This window comes from Nocardia sp. NPDC005746 (assembly GCF_040630785.1).
In the GTDB taxonomy this organism is placed as follows: Bacteria; Actinomycetota; Actinomycetes; order Mycobacteriales; family Mycobacteriaceae; genus Nocardia.
The window spans coordinates 1-21,782 of sequence record NZ_JBEXYE010000009.1; the positions used below are offsets into that span (position 1 = coordinate 1).

Sequence of the window (21,782 nt, forward strand, 5' to 3'; positions counted from 1 at the left end):
GTTGAAGAAGACCAAGTCCAACATCGAGTTCCTGATGACGGTCTCCAAGACCGCCCCGGGCGCGAGGCAATCGATTGCCTTGCGCCACAGGCTTATTCGTCGATCGCGCCCGGGGCGGTCTTGGAGACCGTCATCAGGAACTCGATGTTGGACTTGGTCTTCTTCAACCGGTCCACCATCAGGTCGATGGCCTGATGCGAGTCCAGGCCGGACAGCACGCGACGCAGCTTGTGCAGCACGGCCGCCTCGTCCGGGGACATCAGCAGGTCGTCGCGACGGGTGCTGGACAGGTTGACGTCGACCGCCGGGAACACGCGGCGCTCGGCGATCTTGCGATCGAGCTTGAGCTCGGCGTTACCCGTGCCCTTGAACTCCTCGAAGATGACCGTGTCACCGGTGGAACCGGTCTCCACCAGCGCGGTGGCGATGATGGTGAGCGAGCCGCCGTTCTCGATATTGCGGGCCGCGCCGAGGAACCGCTTGGGCGGGTACAGCGCGGTGGAATCCACACCACCGGAAAGGATTCGACCCGAAGCCGGGGACGAGTTGTTGTACGCGCGGCCGAGACGAGTGATCGAATCGAGCAGCACGACGACGTCCTGACCGGCCTCGACCAGCCGCTTGGCCCGCTCGATGGCGAGCTCGGCGACCGAGGTGTGGTCGCTCGGCGGGCGGTCGAAGGTGGAGGCGATGACCTCGCCGCGCACGGAGCGCTGCATATCGGTCACTTCCTCGGGACGCTCGTCCACCAGCACCACCATCAGGTAGCACTCGGGGTTGTTGGTCGCGATCGCGTTGGCGATGTCCTGGATGACCATCGTCTTACCCGCCTTGGGCGGGGACACGATCAGCGCACGCTGGCCCTTACCGATCGGCATGATCAGGTCGATGATGCGCGTGGTCAGCTTGTTCGCCTGGGTCTCCAGCCGCAGGCGCTGGTTCGGGTACAGCGGGGTGAGCTTGTTGAATTCCGGTCGGCGCCTGGCGCTTTCGACGTCGCCGCCGTTGACCGTGTCCAACCGCACCAGCGGATCGAACTTCTGACGCTGGTTGCTCTGGTCGCCGTCGCGCGGGGCGCGCACCGCACCGACGATGTGGTCACCGCGGCGCAGGCCGTTCTTGCGGACCAGGTTCATCGACACGTACACGTCGTTCGGGCCGGCCAGGTAGCCGGAGGTGCGGACGAACGCGTAGTTGTCGAGGACATCCAGGATGCCCGCGACCGGCTGCAGGATGTCGTCCTCGCGGATCTCCATCTCGCGGGCCTCGCCGCCGCCACCGGCACCGCCGTCGCGGTCCCGCCCACGGCGACGCTCACGGAAGCGGCGACCCCGACGGCCGCGGCCCTCTTCGTCGTCACCACCGCGGTCGTTGCGGTCATTGCGACCGGCACCGTTCTGCTGGCCGGCGTTCTGGTTGCGCTCGCCCTGGTCGCCGCGCTGACCGCGCTCGCCCTGGTTGCGCTCACCCTGGTCGCCGCGCTGGTTGCGCTCGCCCTGGTTGCGCTCGCGGCGACGCTCGCCACCGTCCTGCTCGCCCTTGTCGGCGGCGGGGGCCTCGGCATTGTCGGCCGCGCCGCGCTGCTCGCGGCCCCGGCGCTGGCGGCCGCGGCCACGCTGGCCGCCGTCGCGAGTGTCCTCGCCACCCTCGGCGCGGGCGGTCTCGCCCTCCTCGCGCTTGGCCTCACGGGACTCCGCGCCCTTGGATTCGCGCGTCTCCGAAGCGTTTTGGCGGGACTCGGCCTTCTCGGCGCGGTCGGTCTTCGCCTCGGTCTTCGCCTCGGCCGGCGCCGCATCGGCGGACCGGGCGGACTTCTTCACGGACTCGGTGTCGGCGGCCGACACGGACTCCCCGGCAATCGACGCGTCCTCGGCCTTCGCCTTGGCCTTCCCCGTGGTCTTGCCACCACTGGTCGCGGGCGCCTTGGTGGTGGCCCCGACCTGGTTCTCCTTGATAGCGGCGATGAGATCACCCTTACGCATCCCGGAAGTGCCTCGGATACCGAGCTCTCCCGCAAGCGCACGCAACTGCGGCAACAACATTCCAGTCAGCCCCGATCGTGCGACGTCAGTTTGTTCGCTCATCTTCGAAATCTGTCCGGAGTCACTTTCGCGGCTCCCCGAGGACGCTGGATCACTGTCCACCCCGGGTGTCGCGAGCAGGTCCGTATCTGTCACGGAAATCCTTTCCTTCCCTCGACCGCCGTGTGCCAGTTCGAGGGTTCCTCCTGCAGTCCGGACTCCTGCCGGACTCGGATGCCGTATCGCCTGTCCCGCCGGACCGGTGGGCTCGCCAAATGGTGGGAGAGATCATTCCAGTTGACTGGCTACCCCCAAGTTTCGAGCCTCAAGCCTCGAGCCCGAGCAAGGAGCCTCTGGAGCGATTTGCCCTGATGAAGCACCGGCGTCTGACGCGCACGATGTACGGACTCGCTCAGGATAGCTCCCACCTTTTGCATCGGCAAGGCAGGCGCGCTGTCAATCCACCAAGACGCCGTCGGCGATGCCGGGCTCGAGCACGCGCAGTCCGTCGGCGATCGCGAGTTCACGCAGTTCCTCGGGGAATTCGCTGGTCGCGAAGGCCAACACGGTCGGACCGGCGCCCGACACGGTCGCCGGGATGCCGGCCGCGCGCAGCCGTTCGATCCACTTCGTGGTGAGCGGCAGCGCCGAGGCGCGGTAGCCCTGATGTAGCCGGTCGGCCGTGGCGGGCATCAGCAGGTCAGGGCGCTGCGTCAAGGCGACTACCGCCAGCGCGGCCCGGCTGGCGTTGAACGCCGCGTCGGCGTGCGGCACCGTGTCCGGGAGCAGGCCGCGGGTGTGCGCGGTGGAGGAACGCTCCTCGGGGATGAGCACCACCGGGCGCAACGAGGCGTGCGGTTCCAGCCGCACCGCGCGGTAGGCGCGGCCATGAAGCTCGGCCGTGCCGTTTCCGTCTGCGGGACCGTCGGTTTCGGACCAGGACACCACGATCCCGCCCAGGATGCTGGCCGACGCGTTGTCCGGGTGGCCCTCGAATTCCGAGGCCAGCTGCACCATCACGTCATCGCCGTAGGCCAGTCCGGCGTCGAATTTCGCGGCCAGGCCGCGGCCGGCGGCCAAACCGCCGACCACCGCCGAAGCCGACGAGCCCATGCCCCGCGAATGCGGAATCACGTTGCGGCACACCACGTCCAGGCCGTCCGCCCACACGCCCGCGGCCTGCAGGCCGCGTTCGATGGCGCGCACCACCAGATGCGAAGGGCCCCAGGGCACGTCATCGGCGCCCTCCCCCTCGACCCGGATGGTCAGGCCGGTGCCGGTGGTGGACACCATGATCTCGTCGTAGAGACCCAGAGCGATTCCCAGGGAATCGAATCCCGGACCCAGATTCGCGCTGGACGCCGGAACCCGCACGGTGACGGAGATTCCGGCGGGCAGCGTCCGCGTCATGAGCTGTGCGTCGCGCGCGATCAACTCAGGCCAGCTCGAGCTCGTGGGCCACGGCGACCGGGTCCACCGCGATCGGCTTGACCTCGGGCATCCCCTTGAGCGCGTTGTCCGGGTCCTTGAGACCGTTGCCGGTCACGGTGCAGACCACGGTGAGGCCGGAATCCAGCCAGCCCTCGGCGCGCGCGGCCAGCAGACCGGCGACCGACGCGGCGGAGGCGGGCTCCACGAAAACGCCCTCGGTGGCCGCGACCAGGCGGTACGCGGCGAGGATCTCCTCGTCGGTGGCCGCGCGGAAGGCGCCGCCCGACTCCTCCTTGGCGTTCATCGCACCGTTCCAGGACGCGGGGGCGCCGATCCGGATGGCGGTGGCGATGGTCTCCGGGTTCGACACCGGAGCGCCGTTGACCAGCGGCGCGGCGCCCGCGGCCTGCACGCCCAGCATGCGCGGGCGCGAGGTGGTGACGCCGTCGGCGAAGTACTCGCTGTAGCCCTTCCAGTACGCGGTGATGTTGCCCGCGTTGCCGACCGGGAGCACGTGCACGTCGGGGGCCTTGCCCAGCGCGTCGGCGATCTCGAAGGCGGCGGTCTTCTGGCCCTCGATGCGGGCCGGGTTCACCGAGTTCACCAGGCCGACCTCGGGGAAGTCGGAGGTGACCTTGCGGGCCAGCTCCAGGCAGTCGTCGAAGTTGCCGTCCACCTGGATGATCTTCGCGCCCAGCATGACCGCCTGGGCCAGCTTGCCCATGGCGATCTTGCCCGACGGGATCAGCACCGCGCAGTGCAGTCCGGCGCGGGTGGCGTACGCCGCGGCCGAGGCCGAGGTGTTGCCGGTGGAGGCGCACAGCACGGCGGTCTTGCCGTTGTACTTGGCGTCGGTCATGGCCATGGTCATGCCACGGTCCTTGAACGAGCCGGTCGGGTTCGCGCCCTCGACCTTGAGGTACACCTCGCAGCCGGTCAGTTCCGACAGGTGGTGTGCGGGCACCAGCGGGGTGCCGCCCTCGAAGAGAGTGACGGCCTTCCAGTCGGCGGGAATCGCGAGACGATCGCGATACGCGTCGATCAAACCCGGCCACGGCGTGTGCACAGGTGCAGCAGCGCGTGCGGTTGCACTCATTCCTCGGTGCCTTCCAATCTCAGAACACTGGTCACGGACGTGACGGAGTCCAGTTCGGCCAATGCGGCAACGGTATCCGCCAGCGCGGACTCCAGCGCGTGGTGGGTCACCACAACCAGGCGCGCACCCTCGTCGTGTCCCTCCTGGCGGACCGTCGAGATGCTCACACTGTGCTTGGCGAATTCCCCGGCGACCGCTTCCAGCACACCAGTGCGGTCGGCGACCTGCATGTTCACGTGGTAGCGGGTCGGGGTGTCGCCGATCGAGGCGATCGGCAGCTCAGCATAGACCGATTCGCCCGGGGCGCGGCCACCGTAGAACTTGTTGCGCGCCGCCATCACCAGGTCACCCATCACGGCCGACGCGGTGGGAGCGCCGCCGGCGCCCTGCCCGTAGAACATCAGGCGGCCGGCGTTCTCGGCCTCCACGACCACGGCGTTGAACGCGCCGCTGACCGAGGCGAGGGGGTGCTTGCGCGGGATGAGAGCGGGGTAGACGCGCACGGAGATCTTCTCCTTTCCGCCCTCGTCGGTGACGCGCTCGGCCATGGCCAGCAGCTTCACCGTGCAGCCCACAGCCGCGGCCGTCTCCAGATCCTCGGAGGTGATCTTGGAGATGCCCTCGCGGTAGACATCGCCGGAGGTGACGCGGGTGTGGAAGGCGACCGAGGCCAGGATGGCGGCCTTGGCGGCGGCGTCGTAACCCTCGACGTCGGCGGTCGGGTCGGCCTCGGCGTAGCCCAGGCGGGTGGCCTCGGCCAGCACGTCGTCATAGTCGGCGCCGGTCTCGGCCATGGCCGAGAGGATGAAGTTGGTGGTGCCGTTCACGATGCCGACCACGCGGTTGACCCGGTCGCCGGACAGCGACTGGATGAGCGGGCGGACCACCGGGATGGCGCCGGCGACGGCGGCCTCGAAGTAGAGGTCGGCGCGGTGGTTCTCGGCCGCGGCGGCCAGCTCGCCGGTGTAGTCCGCGAGCAGCGCCTTGTTGGCGGTGACCACGGACTTGCCCGCGTTCAGGGCCGCGGAGATGAGGGCGCGGGCCGGGTCGATGCCGCCCATCACCTCGACGACGATATCGACGTCGTCGCGGGTGACCAGGGCCTCGGCGTCGGTGGTGAGCAGGTCGGCGGACAGGCCGCGGTCCTTGCTCAGATCGCGCACCGCGACCCCGCGCAGCACGACGGGGGCGCCGACACGGTTGCACAGGTCGTCGGCGTGGTCACGAATGATACGGACCACCTCGGTGCCGACCGTGCCCATGCCGAGGACCGCGACACCGATCGGGTGATCCGATCCCCACACGCCGTTCTTCGCAGCGTTGTTCGCCACCTCGGTCATGCCTTCACCTCCAAGCTGAGTAGGTCCTCCACCGTTTCACGGCGGAGGATCAAGCGCGCCTTGCCGTCTCGCACCGCGACCACCGGGGGCCGGGTGAGCATGTTGTAACGGCTCGACATCGAGTAGCAGTACGCGCCGGTCGCGGCCACCGCCACCAGGTCGCCCGGGCCCACATCGGCCGGGAGCCAGGTATCGCGGATGACGATATCCCCACTCTCGCAATGCTTTCCGACCACTCGGGCCACCACCGGACCGGCCTCGCTGGACCGCGAGACCAGACGGCAGTCGTACTCGGCCTGGTACAGGGCCGGACGAATGTTGTCGCTCATGCCGCCATCGACGCTCACATAGCGTCGGCGATTGCCGCCGTCGAGCACAACATCTTTGATGGTGCCCACCTCGTAGAGGGTGACGGTGCCGGGACCGGCGATGGCGCGGCCCGGCTCGACGGCGATGGTCGGCATCGGCAGTCCGGCGCGCTCGGCCTCCTCGGCCACGATGCGGCGCAGGTTGGCGGCGAAACCGTCCAGGGCGGGCGGGTCCTCGTGCGGCAGGTACGAGATGCCCAGGCCGCCACCGAGATCCAGGATCCGCATCTGCTCGGCGCGCTCCATGCCGAACTTGTCGGCGACCTCGCGCAGCAGGCCCAGCATGCGGCGGGTGGAGATCTCGAAGCCGTCGATCTCGAAGATCTGCGAGCCGATGTGCGAGTGCAGGCCGAGCAGGCGCAGGTTGTCGGATTCGAAGACCCGGGCGATGGCCTGCATGGCGTCGCCGCCCGCGATGGAGAAGCCGAACTTCTGGTCCTCGTGCGCGGTCGAGATGTACTCGTGGGTGTGGGCTTCCACGCCGACGGTGACGCGCACCAGCACGTCGACGACCTTGCCCGCGCGCTTGGCGACGGCTTCCAGGCGCTCGATCTCGATCAACGAGTCGACGACCACGTCGCCGACGCCCGCCTCGACCGCCATCTCCAGTTCGGGCACCGATTTGTTGTTGCCGTGCAGCGCGATTCGCTCGGCCGGGAACCCGGCGTGCAGCGCCACCGCGAGCTCGCCGCCGGAGCAGACGTCCAGGTGCAGGCCCTCGTCACGGATCCAGCGGGCGATCTCGCCGCACAGGAACGCCTTGGAGGCGTAGTGGACTCGCGCGCCGTCGCCGAAGGCGCGGACCATGTCGCGGCAGCGGGAACGGAAGTCGTCCTCGTCGATGACGAACAGCGGGGTGCCGTACTCGGCGGCCAGCTCGTGCACCGGCACACCGGCCAGCCGCACCACGCCGTCGGCGTCGCGGGAGGCGTTGCGCGGCCACACGTTCGCGGGCAGCTCGATCATCTGGGCGGGCGCGCTGGGGCGCTCGGCCAGGGTGGGCGCGTGCGGAATGTCCGCGTGGCGGGGACCGGCGGGGTGGGCACTCATCTACATACGCTCCGGAGCACTGACGCCTAGCAGGCCGAGGCCGTTGGCGAGAACCTGACGGGTGGCTTTGACCAGCTCGAGGCGAGCGGCATTGAGCGGGGTGACCTCGTCGTCGCCCTGCGGGATGACACGCAGCGTCTTGTCGGACTGGAAGGGGTGGTACGCGCCGGCCAGCTCCTCGAGGTAGCGGACGACGCGGTGCGGCTCGCGCATGTCGGCGGCGGTGGCCACCACGCGCGGGTACTCGCCGAGGGTGCGGATCAGCTCGCCCTCGCGGTCATCGGTGAGCAGCGCGAAATCCGGTGCGACCGAGGCGTAGTCGAACGCGGCGGCATTGCCGATGATCTGGTTGGTGCGGGCGTGCGCGTATTGCACGTAGTAGACCGGGTTCTCGCTGTCCTGGCGGGTCCACAGGTCCAGGTCGATGTCGATGCTGGAGTTCACCGAGGAGCGCACCAGCGAGTAGCGGGCGGCGTCGACGCCGATCTGCTCGACCAGGTCGTCGAGGGTGACGACGGTGCCCGCGCGCTTGGACATGCGGACGGCCGCACCGTCTTTCACCAGGTTCACCATCTGGCCGATGAGCACCTCGACGGTGTCGGGGTTGTCGCCGAACGCCGCGGCGGCGGCCTTCAGGCGGCCGATGTAGCCGTGGTGGTCGGCGCCCAGCATGTAGATGCACAGGTCGAAGCCGCGCGAACGCTTGTTCTGGAAGTAGGCGATGTCACCGCCGATGTAGGCGGACTTGCCGTCGCTCTTGATGACGACGCGGTCCTTGTCGTCGCCGTACTCGGTGGAGGCGATCCACCAGGCGCCGTCCTTCTCGTACAGATTGCCCGACGCCTTCAACTCGTCGAGGGCCTTCTCCACCGCGCCGGAGGCGAACAGCGAGCTCTCGTTGAAGTACACGTCGAAGTCGGTGCCGAATTCGTGCAGCGTCTTCTTGATGTGCGCGAACATCAGCTCGACGCCCTCGCGGCGGAACAGCTCGTGGCGCTCGGTCTCCGGGAGTTCCAGCACGCCCGGGTTGGCCTTGACCACGGTGTCGGCGATGTCGTCGATGTAGTCGCCCGCGTAGCCGTCCTCCGGGGTCGGCTGCCCGAGCGCGGCGGCGACGAGCGAGTTGGCGAAGCGGTCGATCTGCGCGCCGTGGTCGTTGAAGTAGTACTCGCGGGTGACGTCGGCGCCCTGCGCGGCCAGGATGCGGCCGAGCGCGTCGCCGACCGAGGCCCAGCGGGTGCCGCCCAGGTGGATGGGGCCGGTGGGATTGGCGGAGACGAACTCCAGGTTGATCCTGGTGCCGCCCATGGCGTCCGCGGTGCCGAACTTCGCGCCCGCTTCCAGGATCTTCTCCACGATCGCACCCTGCGCGGCCTTGGCCAGGCGGATGTTCAAAAAGCCAGGTCCCGCGACTTCGGCGGCGTCGATGCCCTCGGCGGCGGTCAGCGCCTCGGCGAGCAGCGTGGCGAAATCGCGCGGGTTCATTCCCGCCTTCTTACCTACCTGCATGGCCACATTCGTGGCATAGTCACCGTGCTCGGGGTTGCGGGGACGCTCCACCTTGACCTCGTCGGGCAGGACCGAAGGGTCGGATCCACGTTCGACAAGTACCTTCGCCGCGGTAGCACGAAGGAGATCTGCAAGGTCAGCTGGAGTCACGAGTCACTATCCTATGGTCTGAGCAGGTGAACGCCGCGAGCGGGCACCACCGGGCAGGTGCCCAGCAAACGATGCGGCCGCGTCGTTTGATTGTCCGACACGTCGAAAAGAGCACAACAAGCATGCCGAGCAAGACCAGTGCCAAATCGGCCAAGGCCATCAAGGCCGCGGGCAAGTCCGCCGGGCCGTCCCGCAGGGGCGGTGGCGGCGGACTGGGCGGAAAGCGCCAGATCCCGTGGCTCATGATCGGGGCCGTCGTCTGCGTTTTCGCCCTGATCGGCGGCATCGCCTGGGTGCTCGTGCCGAAGATCCAGGACAAGCAGGAGCAGAACAAGTACACGCCGTCCGCGCAGAAGAAGGATCCCTCGGATCAGATCTCCGGCGTGGTGAAGAAGGACTACGCGGCGGGCCTGCACATCGCCGCGACCCAGCGGGTGGCCTACGACCAGGCCCCGCCCTTCGGCGGCCCGCACGACAGCTCGTGGGCGGCGTGCACCGGCGTCGTGTACCCGACGGCGATCCGCACCGAGAACGCGGTGCACTCGCTCGAGCACGGCGCGGTCTGGATCGCCTACAACCCGGACAAGCTCGACAAGGCGGGCGTCGACACGTTGTCGGCCAAGGTCAAGGGCAAGCCGTACACCCTGATGTCGCCGTACCCGGGCCTGGATTCGGCCATCTCGATGCAGTCGTGGGGCCACCAGCTCAAGCTGGACAGCGCCGACGACAAGCGCGTCACCCAGTTCATCACCGCGCTGCGGCTGAACCAGTACGCCTACCCCGAGGTCGGCGCGGACTGCGCGAACCCGACCTTCAAGACCGACAACCCGCCCGCCTTCGACCCGAGCGCCCCCGGTCCCGACGCGGTCCCGATGGACGGCACCGGCGCGACCAAGGCGCAGAACGAGATCGGCGGCACCCCGGGCATGCCCAGCATCCCCGGCTTCCCCGCCGGTATCCCGAGCCTGCCCGAGGGCACCCCGGCGCTGCCGACCGACGCCAATCTGCCCGGCGGCATCCCGACCATCCCGGCCCCGACCGACGGCCCGACGCAGCCGGAGCAGCCGGCTCCGACCCAGTAGTGCCGCCGTTCATGGCCGACGTCCCCGATCGCAGCTCCGAGCCGGATCCCGCCGCCGAGCCCGCCCAGCAGCCGCGCCGCAATCAGCGGCAGCTGCTGGCGATCCTCGGCGTGGTCGGGGTGCTGCTCGTCGGTTTCCTGGCCGGGCTCCTGGTCGGCAATCCGCTGCGGCATCAGACCGAAACGCCCGGCGCCGTGGATGTCGGCTTCTCCCAGGACATGTCGGTGCACCACACGCAGGCGGTGCAGATGTCGAGTCTGGCGCTGTCCGGGTCGGCCGACCCGGCGGTGAAGCGCCTGGCCTACGACATCCTGACCACGCAGGCCAATCAGGCCGGGCGCATGCAGGGCTGGCTGCAGCTGTGGGACAAGCCGCTCATCGCCCCCGACGGCTACATGGGCTGGATGACCGACATGTCGGCGCACCAGCATTCGGGCACGTCCATGCACGCGGGCGCGGTGCAGACCATGCCCGGTATGGCCTCGGATCAGGAGATGGCCGCGCTCGGCCAGGCCACCGGTCCGGCCCAGGACGCGCTGTTCCTGCAGCTCATGCTGCGCCACCATCAGGGCGGCATGCCGATGATCGAGTACGCGGCCCAGCGCGCCGACACCGACGCGGTGCGGTCGCTGGCGGAGAGCATGGCCAAAACCCAGCAGGGTGAGGCCGATCTGATGACGCAGATGCTCGCCGAACGCAAGGTCGCACCGCTGCCGATGAATTGAGGACCGGCGGACCGGGTGGATAGAAACGCCCGGTCCGCATCGGTTTTTGGCGCAGCGCGGCCGATGCGATACGCTTTCCCCGCCCGACCGGGAGACCGGACGGGACCATCCCCGCCCTCGTAGCTCAGGGGATAGAGCGTCTGCCTCCGGAGCAGAAGGCCGCAGGTTCGATTCCTGCCGAGGGCACCACCAAAGGCCCCGACCGTGAATGACGGTCGGGGCCTTTGTCGTTCGCGCACTGCGATGCTGTCGTTCGCGCACTGCGATGCTGTCGTTCGCACACAGCGATGCTGTCGTTCGCACACAGCGATGCTGTCGTTCGCGCAGCACGGTGACGGCCGCGTCAGATGTCTGACTTATCGTGCCATCGTGACCGATCGGTATTCCGATTCACGGCCCTGGGCGGGAAGGTAGAGATGTGCATCGCGGTGTCCGGTTGTGCAGGAGGCAGCCGGACACCGCGAGCGCGTTCCGGGCAGACTGGTCGGCCCCGCCTTGCCGAGTGAAACACGTGCACGCCGGTATCTTCTGAGAGGTGCCGGAGAACGAGAGCGCCCGTCCAGGACAGCGGTCGCGGGGCGCTTCGCGCCCCGGAATCCGCCGCTTGTTCCCGCTGCTCGCGGCCACCATCACCGGCTCGATCCTGGCCACACCGGCCACCGCCACACCCGTCCGGCCGGAGGAGACGACCCTCGCGTCGTTCTACGAGCCGGCCGCCGACCAGATTCCCGGGACCCACGGTTCGGTGATCCAGATCCGGCCGCTCACAGGCGAACCCGCGCTCGCCGGGGCGCGCAACTATCTGCTGATGTACCGCTCGATCGATATGCAGGGCAATCCGGTCGCGGTCACCGGCACGCTCGCGGTGCCCGACAGCACGCCGCCACCCGGCGGCTGGCCGTTGATCTCCTGGGCGCACGGCACCACCGGTGTCGCCGACGCGTGCGCGCCCTCGCGCGACACCTCCCCCGACTTCCCCGCCCACGACTACACCTCGATGGTGCGGCGGGTGCAGGAGCGCTGGGTGGCGGCCGGGTACGCGGTCGCGCAGACCGACTATCAGGGGCTGGGCACGCCCGGGCCGCACGGCTATCTGATCGGCACCGCCGAGCAGCGCGCCGTCACCGACATGGCCAGGGCCGCACGGCAGATCGACCCCGATATCGGGACGCGCTGGGTGGCGGTCGGGCATTCCCAGGGCGGGCAGGCGGCCGTCTTCACCGACGCGCAAGCCCAGCAGTGGGCGCCCGACCTGGAGCTGCTGGGCGCGGTGGCGCTGGCCCCGGCCTCACACCAGGGCATCGGCTTGCAGGCCTCGCAGCTGGCTACCACCGCGGGCGTGGCGGGTACGCTGGCCCCGCTCACCGGCGGCGCGGTGTCGTTCCTGCCCTTGATCATTCGCGGCGCCCAGACGGTGGCCGAGGTGGATCCCGTCCGATTCCTCACGCCACGTGCGCAATCCATGCTGGATGAGGCCGACGATCGGTGCATCGGGCAACTGCGGCAGTCGGATTCGTGGGGCGGACTGACCGCCGACGATGTCTTCCGGCGCGACGGGGACACCGCCGCGCTGATCCGCGTGCTGAACGAGAACGACCCCACCGCCCTGTCCTTCACCCAGCCGCTGCTGGTGTTGCAGGGCCGCGCCGACACGACCGTGCCCGCACCGGGCACCGAGGCCATGGTGGTGCAGCAGCGCGCGAGCGGGCAGCCGGTGCAGTACCACGCCTATGCGGGGGTGGATCACCGCGGCGTGCTCGACGCGTCGTTCGACGACGCGCTGGCCTGGGTGAACCGGCGCTTCGGGCGCTGAGCTCAGGCCGACGGCGTCCAGGCCGGATCTCGGCCGAACCAGGCGGCGAGGCGGTCATAGACGGGGGCGTCCGCGGCGATCGGCATCTCGGCGCCGAAAGCCTTTCCCGGGCCCCGGAATTCGGGCTTCAGCACCCGATGTGACCAGGCCAGGCCGTATTCGGCGAGTTCGGGGTCCAGGGTCCGGTCCTGGCCGGTGGCGCGGGCGAGATCCCAGGTGTGCGTGGCGAATTCGGCGATCTGCTGGTCGGCGCGGCCGCGCAGCGGGGCCTCCCCGCCCAGGCTGGGCACCGGCCGTTCCAGGTCGGCGGTCCGCCACTGGTCGAGCAGGGCTCGCGCGCGGGTCTGGAATTCGGCGGACCAGTCCGCGCCGACCTGCTCGGGCGGCGCTCCCCACTCGGGCATGTCGCCGCGGGCGGCGATGCGGAAGTCGCGCAGGATCTGACCGATCAGGTGGGTCACCAGTTCCCGCACGGTCCAGTCCTCGCACGGGGTGGGCTGGTCGGCCTGATCCGGGGTGACGGCGGCGATGACCTCGCTGGTCTGGGTGATCGCCCGGGCCAGGAGATCGACGGTCGGGTCCACCGGTGACGTATCGGTCATGCGGCCAGACTAGCTCCGGGGCATGACATTCCGCGGTTCATCGGCGTGGCGCGCGGCGAGCAGGGCGGCGGGCGCGGCGCCAGCCGGCCGGATCCGCCACAGCAGGTACACCCCGGCCGCACAGCCGAGGGTGACGATCAGCGCCGACCAGCCCGGCAGCGCCGAGACCACGCCGGTCGGATCCCGGTACCAGCGCGGCGAATACGCGACCCGGCCGAAGTCGCTGCCGCGCAACGCCACCACCAGGCAGGGCACGATCAGCACCGCGATGGCCACCACCGCGCTGCCCGCGCCCTTCGGCACCGCCGCGCCGAAGCAGCAGCCGATGGCGAATCCGGTGCCGACCACGCCGAGCACCGGGATCACCGAGTACTGGTGGGCCAGGTCCGCGGTGCCCGCCGCGAAGACGGCCAACGCTCCGGTCACCGCCAGCGCGAGCCACGGTGAGCGCCGCGCGCGTCCGGCGGCCAGTCCGGCCAGCAGGGCCAGCACCGGGAACGGCGCGGTCCAATCCGGCCGCGGCACCGCGATGATCGCGCTGCCCGCATTGGCCACCGCGACCGCCAGCAGCACCAGCGTGCCCTCGCGGCCCGGCAGCAGCAGGGCGGCCAGTACGGCCGCGCCGACGGTGACGGCGATCGCCGCGCCGATCTGCACGAGGGTCCCGGCGTGGCGCACGAACCATTCCGTGGACAACACGGTCGCGGTGATCACCACGAGCGCGGACAGGATGGTGCCGATGGCCAGGTCGGTGGTCTCCTCCTCGATCGCCGGATCGGGCTGTTGCAGCATGATTCCCGCGGCCAGCAGCGCGGCGGTGAGCAGCAGCAGCCATACCGGCGGGGTGCCGACCGAGGCCAATTGGATGAGCGGGTTGCCCTGGCCGTCGGCGGGCGGCAGCGAGGTCTGGTCGCCGACCAGGATCGAGCCGAGCGCGCCGATGAGGAAGGCCGCGGTCGCGAGCGGCTTGCCGAAGACCGCGACGGCCAGTGCGCCGAGCAGGATGCCCGCGAACATGGAGTCGATGTAATTGGCGGTGGTGAGGCTGTCCATGGTCGGCGCGCCCCGGTTCCAGAACTGGTCGACCAGCAGCATGACCGCGCTGCCGCAGGCGGTGATCCACGCGCTGCGTCTGCCGAGCGCGACCACCAGGGCCGCCGACACCACGGCCAGCGCGGCTCCCGCCGCCGCGGCGCGCGGCATATTGAGGACGAGCAGATCCAATTGCAGGACCGGTCCGGCGGTGGCGCCGCCGAGATCGAGGGGGGCCATCAGCAGCAGTCCCGCCACTACCGCGCCGAGCAGGGCCGCGAGCGTCTCGATCGACACCGCGTAACGCCGGATCGACAGGGGCACGGCCATGCTGGGCTGGTGTGCCAACGCGAACCTCGCGCCCATGTGTCACCTACTCCCTCGGTGATGCGACGCCTTCCGCGTACGGCGATGTCGAGCAGCTATGTGTGACCGAGGCTAACAGCCCCGAGCAGTGTGCATTCCGGGATGTGGAGTCGGTCACACGGGATCACGATCACACGAGACGTGAGGGAGATGAGAATGCGGTCGCGGGCGCCGGTTCAGGCGCAGCGGAAGCGGAACGTCGCGAGCGGGGTTGCGCCGGGCACCGACGTGACCTCGAGCGCGGAATCGCCGTCGAGCATGCAGCCGATGGGCGCGGCGACCTGAACCCGATAGCAGCCCGGCGCGCCCGCGTAGACGGCTGACCCGTCGGCGCCGGTGGTGATGGTGGCCAGGCTCGCGCCGCCGCCGCAGGGCGCGATGTCGGCGGCCACGCCCGCCATGGGGAACTGTTCGGTTCCGAAGACCGCCTGCACCTTCAGCGCCGGATCGGCGGCCGGTTCGGCGCCGGCCTGCGGGGCGAGCGCGCACGCGGCGGCGAGGGCGGACATGACGATCAGCGTGCGGCGCACCGGGTCTCCTTCGGCCTCGAGCCGATGATTCGGCTTCCGCGCCAATATAGGTGCTTCCCAGACCATTCGGTCACATTCCGTCGACCCGGTGCACGGTGTGAGCCGACCGGGCGCACGGTGTGATCAGACCGCGGAGACGGCGTCCGGCACTGTGAACACGCCGGGCGCGGCGCCGTTGCGGGGTGCGCGACCTGCGGCGGCGCACTGCTCGGAGGTGAAAGCGACCGCCGCGCCGAGGACTTCGAGGTCGACCCGGTCGCCGACCGTGGGCGCGTCGACGCTGACCCGGCGCACCTGGATCGGTTCCGGGGAGCCGTCGAGGTCGAGGGTGAGCATGACGTCCGCGCCGCGGAATTCGAGGGCGCGCACGGTGGCGCTCCCGGCGTCGCCGGCGGCGGTGGCGTGGGCCAGCAGCTGTTCGGGGCGCAGCATGATCGCGCCCTGCCCGGTCGGGGCGTTGTCCTGCACGGGAATCCGGCCCAGCAGGGTCTCGGCGGTCACCGGGCCGATGCTGGCGTCGAGCAGCACGGTGTCGCCGAGGAATCCGGCGGTGAACAGGTCCGCGGGCTCGGCGTAGACCTGCTCCGGGGTGCCGACCTGGGTGAAGCGGCCGGAGCACATGACCGCCACCTGATCGGCGAAGGACAGCGCCTCCTCCTGGTCGTGGGTGACCAGGATGCTGGTCATGCCCGCGGCGCGCAGGGTTTCGGCGACGGCCTGGCGGGTGGCGGCGCGCAGTCCGGTGTCGAGGGCGCTGAAGGGCTCGTCGAGCAGCATGAGGGCGGGTTTGCGGGCCATGGCCCGGGCCAGGGCGACGCGCTGCTGCTGGCCGCCGGAAAGCTGGTGCGGCCGCCGGTCCGCGTACGACGGGTCGAGGGAGACCATGTCGAGGAGTTCGGCCACGTGCCGCCGGTGTTTGCGGCCGGCCCCGAACCCGCCGCCCAGACCGTAGGCGATGTTCTGTCCCACGGTCAGGTGCGGGAACAGCGCGCCGTCCTGCGCCACGTAGCCGATGCGGCGGCGGTGCGCGGGCAGCGAGAAGCCTTCGCGGGTGACGGTTTCCCCGCCGATGGTGACCGAGCCCGCGTCGGGGTGCTCGAACCCGGCGATCACCCGCAGCAGGGTGGTCTTGCCACAGCCGGAGGAGCCGACGACGGCGGTGGCGGTGCCGTCGGCGACGTCGAGGCCGATGCCGTCGAGGACCGGCGCTCCCGGCCCGAAGCTCTTGCGAACCTGGTCTACGACAAGCCGACTCACAATCCCGCCGCCTTCCTGGATTGGGTGAACAGCAGATAGGTGACCGGCACCGAGGCGATGATCATGATCAGCGCGTAGGGCGCGGCCGCGGCGTAGTCCAGTTCGCCCGACAGCTGCCAGAACTGCATGGCGAGGGTGTTGGTGCCGTTGGGGGCGAGCAGCAGGGTGGCGGTCAGTTCGGTGGCCACCGCCACGAACACCATGGCGGCGGCGGCCGCGGCGGCGGGCGCGGTCAGGCGCAGGGTGACGCGGAAGAACGTGGCGGCCGGGGACTTTCCGAGCGCCAGCGACGCCTCCTCCAGCCCGATCGGCACCTGCGCCAGCCCGGCGCGCACGCTGACCAGGGCGCGCGGCAGGAACATCAGGGTGTAGGCGGCCAGGATGGTGGCGGCGGTCTGATAGAAGACGGGCAGCCAGCGGATCGACACGGTCACCAGGGCCAGCGCGATCACGATGCCCGGCAGCGAACTGGTGATGTAGTTGGCGCCCTCGATGATTCGCGCGAACCGCGAGGTGGAGCGGACCGCGACCCAGGCCACCGGGAAGGCGCACAGGGTGGTGATCACCGCGGCGGTGGCGGCCAGACCGATGGTCTGGCCCAGGGATTCGCCGATGTCGACGGTGTTCCACACCGCCGAGCCGCCGATCTTCAGCCAGCGCCCGATGGTCCACAGCGGCACGCCCAGCGTGGCCGCCAGCGCCCCGAACAACACCAGGAGCATGGGAATCCGGCCCAGCCCCAAGCGGATCCGGTGGACACCGCGTTGCGCGCCGCCGCCGATCCGCGCGTAGCGGGCCCGCCCGCGCACGCCGGCCTCGGCGGCCAGCAGCACCAGGCACAGCACCACCAGCACGCCGGACAGGGTGCTGCCCGCGGCCCCGGCGAAGCTGGACTGGTACTGCTGGAAGATGGCGGTGGTGAAGGTGTCGAACCGGATCATGGCGAAGGCGCCGTACTCGGCGAGCAGGTGCAGCGAGATCAGCAGTCCGCCACCGAGAATCGCGAGTCGTAGCTGCGGCAGCACCACCCGCGCGAAGACGGCGAACGGTCCCGAGCCCAGTGCCCGGGCGGATTCCTCCACGGCCGGGTCGAGCCGGCGCAGGGTGGCCGCGGCGGGCAGGTACACCAGCGGGAAGTAGGAGACGGTGGCGACGAGCACGCCCGCCCACAGTCCGTGCAGCGAGGGGATGGCGCTGACCCAGCCGTAGCTGTTGACGAAGGCCGGAACCGCCAGGGGCGCGGCGAAGGCCGGTCCCCACCAGACCGCGCCCGGCACGTCGGTGCGTTCCACGATCCAGGCCAGTCCGACGCCGAGGGTGACGCTGATCGGCACGGTGAGGACCACCAATTCGGCGGTGTTGCGCAGCAATTCGGCCACGCGCGGCCGGAAGACGAGTTCGGCGGTCTCGTGCAGGCCGGTGGAGACCAGGGTGGACACGATGTAGCCCAGTGGTACGAGCGTCGCCGCCACCATGAGCAGGGCGGCGACGGTGACGAGCGACCCGGGCCGCCAGGCGAGTGCCTTGGCGACCCGGGTCGACCCGGTGTCCCGGGTGGGTACAGCGGTCCGAGCGGTCACTTAGAGCAGGCCCGCCTGGGTCATCAGCTGGGTGACCTTCTTGGAGTCCAGCTTCGAGGGATCGATCTTGGGCGCGTCCAGCGAGGCCAGTGGCGGCAGCGCCGCGTTGGCGGCGACGTCGGAGGCCACGGGGTACTCCATGGAGTCGCCGTCGCGCAGCACCTCCTGGCCCTTCTTGGAGGTGATGTAGTTCAGGAACTTCTGGGCGTCGTTCTGGCGCTTGCTCGACTTCAGCACGCCGCCACCGGAAATCGAGACGAAGGCGCCCGGGTCCTGGTTCTTGAAGTAGAACAGCTGGGTGTTCTTGCTGTTCTCCTTCGTCTTGGCCTGATCCTTGAACCAGTAGTAGTGGTAGATCACGCCACCGTCGAACTGGCCGGAGTTGACGCCCTTCATGACGGTGGTGTTGTTCTGCGAGATGACCGCGTTCTCCTTCATGCCCGCGAGCCAGGAGAGGGTCGCCTCCTCACCCTTCTGGGCGAGCAACGCGGCCACGATGGCCTGGAAGTCCGCGCCCGCGGCGGCGCCGCTCCAGCGGCCCTTCCACTGCGGCTGCGCCAGGTCCAGCAGCGACTTGGGCAGCTGGTCGGCGGGGAGCTTGCCGGTGTTGTAGACGAAAACGGTGGAGCGCGCGGCGATTCCGGTCCACTTGCCGGTGGAGGGGCGGAACTGCTCGGGTACCTGGCCGAGGGTGTCCTTGTCGACGTCGGCGAACAGGCCGGCGTTCTCGACCAGCGCCATGGCCGGGGAGTTCTCGGTGATGAAGACGTCGGCCTTGGAGTTCTTGCCCTCGGCGACGATCTGGTTGCCCAGGTCGGTGTCACCGCCGTTGCGGATGGTCACCTTGATGCCGGTGTCCTTGGTGAACGCGTCGATCCACTCCTTGGTGAGGGATTCGTGCTGTGCGTTGTAGACCAGGATCTCGTTGTCCTCGTCGGAGGAGCTGGAGCATGCCGTGGTCGCGCCGAGCACCGCGATCGCCGCCAATGCGCCGGACACCAGTTTCCATCGAGCCGCCGTCATGACCGTCCTTCCACTCGACGCTGAGGTTTGCCTAACCAACGTACCGTCCCACGTCACGGGTGGAAATGCCACCCCGCCGACGAAACCGAATCGCTGTAATCTGCCCCTCGATGACTCGGCACAGGCGCACCCCTCTCACCATCGGCATCGGCATCGCGGCCGCGGTTCTCGTCGGCGGCGGCATCGCTGCCGCGATGACGTTGAACGGCAAGGACTCCGCGCCGAGCGACGCCAAGCGGATCGAGACCACGCTGCGCGATTTCTACGCAACCCTCTCCACCGGCGGCGCGTCCCAGGCTGTCGGCCAGACCTGCGCGGGCGACCGCGCCCAGTACCAGGGCCTGCCCGAAGCCCAGCGCAAGGCCATGGACCAGGGCAAGGTCAGCATGAAGGTGGATTCGGTGGAGGGCGTCACCGTCACCGGCGACCGCGCCACCGCCGTCACCCTCGGCACCCTCTCGCTGCCCGGCGCCGCCGACAGCCAACGGTCCACCAACGAACACCTCCGCAAGGAAGACGGTGTATGGAAGGTCTGTTCCACCGACGCGAAGTAGGACCGGCATGAGCTGCTGCGGCCCGAATCGACGCCAGGCCCTGGGCCTGCTCGCGGCGGCCGCGGCGCTCCCGCTCGTCCACCCGGGTCCGGCCCGGGCCCACGCCGATTCGCCGATCGCGACCGATCTGGAGGTCGTCACGATCACCGAGCGGTCGGCGGTCCTGACCTGGACGACTTTCGGCGCGGACGGGCTGCCCGCGGAGACCGACGGCGAGGTCTGGCTCGGTCCGGCCGACGGTTCGGGCCTGCGGCAGGTCTTCGGCGACTCGCGGCCGACGGCCTACCACTACGCGGAGGTCACCGGCCTCGAGCCCGGCCGCGCGTATCGGTTCGAGGCCCGCTCGGCGGGCATTCCGGCCGCGCCCGCGCTGAATGTGGCCACCCGACTGCCGGATACGCCGGAATCGCGGGGCGTCTTCACCACGCTGGTGCCGCCACCCGGCCGGCTGCTGCGAACCCTGGCGCTGTCCAATGACATTCATCTGGGTGAGGAGGTCAGCGGGATCATCGCCGCGGGCCTGCCCCCGGGCCTGCGCCAAGAGCCCGGTCTCGCACCGTATCCCGAGGTCATGCTGACCGCGCTGCTCGACGATATGCACCGGCCCGATCGCGCGGTCGACCATCTGGTGCTGGCCGGTGACCTGACCGCGGAGGCCACGCCCGAGCAGGTGCGCGGCGTGCACGCCCACCTCGCGAAGTGGGGTGCGCCGGGCCGGGATTGGTTCGCGGCCCGCGGCAATCACGACCGCCCGCACGTCGGGTCCGATTACGCGGAGTGCGCCCCGTACGCCGACCACCACGACTGCTGGGCCGATTCCTTCGGGCCCCGGCAGCGATTGGCGGCCCACGAGGTCGGTGAACTGCGCCTGATCGCGCTGGACACCACGCAGCTCGACGGGTCCGGCGGCATCCTGGAGCGACCTCAGCTCGACGAGCTGCGCGACCGGCTCACCGCCGATCCCGACCGTCCCACCCTGGTTTTCGGCCACCACCCGGTCACCACCGAGTCCGGCTGGTCGAATCTGGCGGGCCCGGGTTTCATCCTCGACGCCGCGAATGCCGCCGAGCTGCAATCGATCTACCGCGACGCCCCCGGCGTGTTCCTGCACCACGCGGGCCACACCCACCGCAATCGCCGCACCCGCCCCGACCTGCCGATCCCGGTCGACTTCCTGGAAGTGGCCGCGACCAAGGAATACCCGGGCGGCTACACCCTGCTCCGGCTGTTCGAGGGCGGGTACATGGCCAATTTCCACAAGACGCGGACCGAGGACGCGCGCCGCTGGAGCAGCCGGTCCCGGGGCGAGTACTTCGGGCTGCTACCCGAGTACACGCTCGGTTCCACGGCCGACCGCAACTACACCGTGCTGCGCGATCTTTCGGGTCTCAGCCGTTCCTGAGCGTCCGGCGGCAGGAGGAAAAGGGAACGCCTCCCTGGGCTGATTGCCCGGGAGGCGTTCTCCGATGGAGCGAGCGGCGGGAGTCGAACCCGCGTACACGGCTTTGCAGACCGCCACCTGGCCACTCGGTCACACCCGCATCGGCGAGGTCCATAGTGCGCCGGTTCGGGTCCGGGACCGAGGGTTTGAATCACCGTGATTGCTATGGGGCGGCCCGAGCGCTTCGCGACATGCGATGATCAGGGCATGTCGCGTCCCCGTCCGCTGCCGCTCGATCCGATCGAGGAGGCGCACCGCCAGTGGACCGAGCACGGCTGGGGCGAGGTCGCGGACGGGATGGCGGCGGTCACCTCGCTGGTGCGGGCGCAGCAGATCGTGATGGCGCGGGTCGACGAAGCACTGAAGCCGTCCGGTTTGACCTTTTCGCGGTATGAGCTACTGATGTTGCTGAGTTTCAGCAAAACCGGTGCGCTGCCGATGGCGGTGGCGAGCGCTCGGCTGCAGGTGCATCCGACCTCGGTCACCAATACGGTGGACCGGCTGGAGGCGGCCCAGTTGGTGAAGCGTGTGCCACATCCCAGTGACCGGCGGGCAACGCTCATCGAAATCACCGGGGCCGGAAGAGAATTGGTGGCCAAGGCCACCACCGAACTGAACCGGCGGGTTTTCGCCGAGACCGGTTTGGCGCCGGAACGATTGCAGCTGCTGCTGCAATTGCTGGCGGAGTTCCGGCAGAGCGCGGGCGACTTCGACCCCGGTAGCTCGCCCACCCGATGGGCCGGTCAGTAACCACCCAGCGACCCAGCAGCCAATTTCCTGCGTCATAGTCTTGGCTTCGGCCCGCAAAGGGT

Annotated in this window: 18 protein-coding genes and 2 tRNA genes; 7 read left to right on the plus strand and 13 right to left on the minus strand. The window is 69.8% G+C overall.

Features of this window, described 5'->3' with window-relative positions; all coding sequences use genetic code 11:
• Window positions 1–92: 92 nt before the first annotated feature.
• The 6 genes from rho to argS form a co-directional block, all read right to left on the minus strand.
• On the minus strand, window positions 93–2,177 hold the full coding sequence (gene rho, locus ABZ412_RS18275; RefSeq protein WP_357282057.1) for a transcription termination factor Rho: 2,085 nt from the start codon (window positions 2,175–2,177) through the stop codon (window positions 93–95).
• Between the two features lie 300 nt (window positions 2,178–2,477).
• Window positions 2,478–3,431 (minus strand): homoserine kinase, encoded by a 954-nt coding sequence (thrB, locus tag ABZ412_RS18280; protein WP_357282369.1) that lies wholly within the window; start codon window positions 3,429–3,431, stop codon window positions 2,478–2,480.
• A gap of 25 nt (window positions 3,432–3,456) precedes the next feature.
• Window positions 3,457–4,548 carry a threonine synthase gene (thrC, locus tag ABZ412_RS18285; RefSeq protein WP_357282059.1) on the minus strand — a complete coding sequence of 364 codons (1,092 nt, stop codon included), beginning with the start codon at window positions 4,546–4,548 and terminating at the stop codon, window positions 3,457–3,459.
• Entirely contained in the window at window positions 4,545–5,888 is a 1,344-nt protein-coding gene (locus tag ABZ412_RS18290; RefSeq protein WP_357282060.1) for a homoserine dehydrogenase, read from the minus strand. Before ABZ412_RS18290 ends, thrC begins: the two co-directional genes overlap by 4 nt.
• Window positions 5,885–7,306, minus strand: coding sequence for a diaminopimelate decarboxylase (lysA, locus tag ABZ412_RS18295; protein WP_357097785.1), 1,422 nt, complete (start codon window positions 7,304–7,306; stop codon window positions 5,885–5,887). Before lysA ends, ABZ412_RS18290 begins: the two co-directional genes overlap by 4 nt.
• Window positions 7,307–8,965, minus strand: a complete 1,659-nt coding sequence (gene argS, locus ABZ412_RS18300; protein ID WP_357282062.1) for an arginine--tRNA ligase — start codon at window positions 8,963–8,965, stop codon at window positions 7,307–7,309.
• A gap of 122 nt (window positions 8,966–9,087) precedes the next feature.
• Between argS and ABZ412_RS18305 the strand changes: the two genes are divergently transcribed.
• From ABZ412_RS18305 to ABZ412_RS18320, 4 genes are all read left to right on the plus strand, one after another.
• A complete protein-coding gene (locus ABZ412_RS18305) occupies window positions 9,088–10,047 on the plus strand; it encodes a DUF3105 domain-containing protein (protein ID WP_357282063.1) in 960 nt (319 codons plus the stop codon).
• Between the two features lie 11 nt (window positions 10,048–10,058).
• Complete coding sequence (locus tag ABZ412_RS18310) at window positions 10,059–10,772, plus strand: DUF305 domain-containing protein (protein WP_357282065.1); 714 nt, start codon at window positions 10,059–10,061, stop codon at window positions 10,770–10,772.
• Between the two features lie 113 nt (window positions 10,773–10,885).
• Window positions 10,886–10,961: transfer RNA gene (locus ABZ412_RS18315), tRNA-Arg, on the plus strand.
• 346 nt (window positions 10,962–11,307) lie between these two features.
• Window positions 11,308–12,585, plus strand: a complete 1,278-nt coding sequence (locus ABZ412_RS18320) for a lipase family protein (RefSeq protein WP_357282066.1) — start codon at window positions 11,308–11,310, stop codon at window positions 12,583–12,585.
• Between the two features lie 2 nt (window positions 12,586–12,587).
• Here the strand turns inward: ABZ412_RS18320 and ABZ412_RS18325 are convergent, their stop codons facing one another.
• The 6 genes from ABZ412_RS18325 to ABZ412_RS18350 form a co-directional block, all read right to left on the minus strand.
• On the minus strand, window positions 12,588–13,187 hold the full coding sequence (locus ABZ412_RS18325) for a TIGR03086 family metal-binding protein (RefSeq protein ID WP_357282068.1): 600 nt from the start codon (window positions 13,185–13,187) through the stop codon (window positions 12,588–12,590).
• 9 nt (window positions 13,188–13,196) lie between these two features.
• Entirely contained in the window at window positions 13,197–14,585 is a 1,389-nt protein-coding gene (locus ABZ412_RS18330) for a hypothetical protein (protein ID WP_357282069.1), read from the minus strand.
• Between the two features lie 176 nt (window positions 14,586–14,761).
• Window positions 14,762–15,115, minus strand: a complete 354-nt coding sequence (locus ABZ412_RS18335; RefSeq protein WP_357282071.1) for a hypothetical protein — start codon at window positions 15,113–15,115, stop codon at window positions 14,762–14,764.
• A gap of 123 nt (window positions 15,116–15,238) precedes the next feature.
• A complete protein-coding gene (locus ABZ412_RS18340) occupies window positions 15,239–16,372 on the minus strand; it encodes an ABC transporter ATP-binding protein (RefSeq protein WP_357282072.1) in 1,134 nt (377 codons plus the stop codon).
• Window positions 16,369–17,847: an iron ABC transporter permease gene (locus ABZ412_RS18345; protein ID WP_357282370.1), complete on the minus strand. Its 1,479-nt coding sequence runs from the start codon at window positions 17,845–17,847 to the stop codon at window positions 16,369–16,371. The genes ABZ412_RS18340 and ABZ412_RS18345 overlap by 4 nt, the downstream gene beginning before the upstream one ends.
• A gap of 105 nt (window positions 17,848–17,952) precedes the next feature.
• Complete coding sequence (locus ABZ412_RS18350) at window positions 17,953–18,975, minus strand: iron ABC transporter substrate-binding protein (RefSeq protein ID WP_357282073.1); 1,023 nt, start codon at window positions 18,973–18,975, stop codon at window positions 17,953–17,955.
• A gap of 110 nt (window positions 18,976–19,085) precedes the next feature.
• On the opposite strand from ABZ412_RS18350, the gene ABZ412_RS18355 reads away from it, so the two are divergent.
• Together ABZ412_RS18355 and ABZ412_RS18360 are read left to right on the plus strand one after the other, a co-directional pair.
• Window positions 19,086–19,529, plus strand: coding sequence for a hypothetical protein (locus ABZ412_RS18355; RefSeq protein ID WP_357282075.1), 444 nt, complete (start codon window positions 19,086–19,088; stop codon window positions 19,527–19,529).
• 7 nt (window positions 19,530–19,536) lie between these two features.
• Window positions 19,537–20,931, plus strand: coding sequence for a metallophosphoesterase (locus ABZ412_RS18360; protein WP_357282077.1), 1,395 nt, complete (start codon window positions 19,537–19,539; stop codon window positions 20,929–20,931).
• Between the two features lie 65 nt (window positions 20,932–20,996).
• On the opposite strand, the gene ABZ412_RS18365 is transcribed toward ABZ412_RS18360, so the two are convergent.
• Window positions 20,997–21,070 (minus strand) — tRNA-Cys (locus ABZ412_RS18365).
• A 107-nt stretch (window positions 21,071–21,177) separates the two neighbouring features.
• Here ABZ412_RS18365 and ABZ412_RS18370 point away from each other — a divergent pair.
• Window positions 21,178–21,720 (plus strand): MarR family transcriptional regulator, encoded by a 543-nt coding sequence (locus tag ABZ412_RS18370; protein WP_357097750.1) that lies wholly within the window; start codon window positions 21,178–21,180, stop codon window positions 21,718–21,720.
• The last annotated feature ends 62 nt before the right edge of the window (window positions 21,721–21,782 follow it).

Excerpts from the sequence above, each read along its gene's own strand:
- thrB (WP_357282369.1), bottom strand. The coding sequence starts at position 3,431 with ATGACGCGGACGCTGCCCGCCGGAATCTCCGTCACCGTGCGGGTTCCG.
- thrC (WP_357282059.1), bottom strand. The coding sequence starts at position 4,548 with ATGAGTGCAACCGCACGCGCTGCTGCACCTGTGCACACGCCGTGGCCG.
- ABZ412_RS18290 (WP_357282060.1), bottom strand. The coding sequence starts at position 5,888 with ATGACCGAGGTGGCGAACAACGCTGCGAAGAACGGCGTGTGGGGATCG.
- lysA (WP_357097785.1), bottom strand. The coding sequence starts at position 7,306 with ATGAGTGCCCACCCCGCCGGTCCCCGCCACGCGGACATTCCGCACGCG.
- ABZ412_RS18305 (WP_357282063.1), top strand. The coding sequence starts at position 9,088 with ATGCCGAGCAAGACCAGTGCCAAATCGGCCAAGGCCATCAAGGCCGCG.
- ABZ412_RS18310 (WP_357282065.1), top strand. The coding sequence starts at position 10,059 with ATGGCCGACGTCCCCGATCGCAGCTCCGAGCCGGATCCCGCCGCCGAG.
- ABZ412_RS18325 (WP_357282068.1), bottom strand. The coding sequence starts at position 13,187 with ATGACCGATACGTCACCGGTGGACCCGACCGTCGATCTCCTGGCCCGG.
- ABZ412_RS18330 (WP_357282069.1), bottom strand. The coding sequence starts at position 14,585 with ATGGGCGCGAGGTTCGCGTTGGCACACCAGCCCAGCATGGCCGTGCCC.
- ABZ412_RS18345 (WP_357282370.1), bottom strand. The coding sequence starts at position 17,847 with ATGGTGGCGGCGACGCTCGTACCACTGGGCTACATCGTGTCCACCCTG.
- ABZ412_RS18350 (WP_357282073.1), bottom strand. The coding sequence starts at position 18,975 with ATGACGGCGGCTCGATGGAAACTGGTGTCCGGCGCATTGGCGGCGATC.
- ABZ412_RS18355 (WP_357282075.1), top strand. The coding sequence starts at position 19,086 with ATGACTCGGCACAGGCGCACCCCTCTCACCATCGGCATCGGCATCGCG.
- ABZ412_RS18360 (WP_357282077.1), top strand. The coding sequence starts at position 19,537 with ATGAGCTGCTGCGGCCCGAATCGACGCCAGGCCCTGGGCCTGCTCGCG.
- ABZ412_RS18370 (WP_357097750.1), top strand. The coding sequence starts at position 21,178 with ATGTCGCGTCCCCGTCCGCTGCCGCTCGATCCGATCGAGGAGGCGCAC.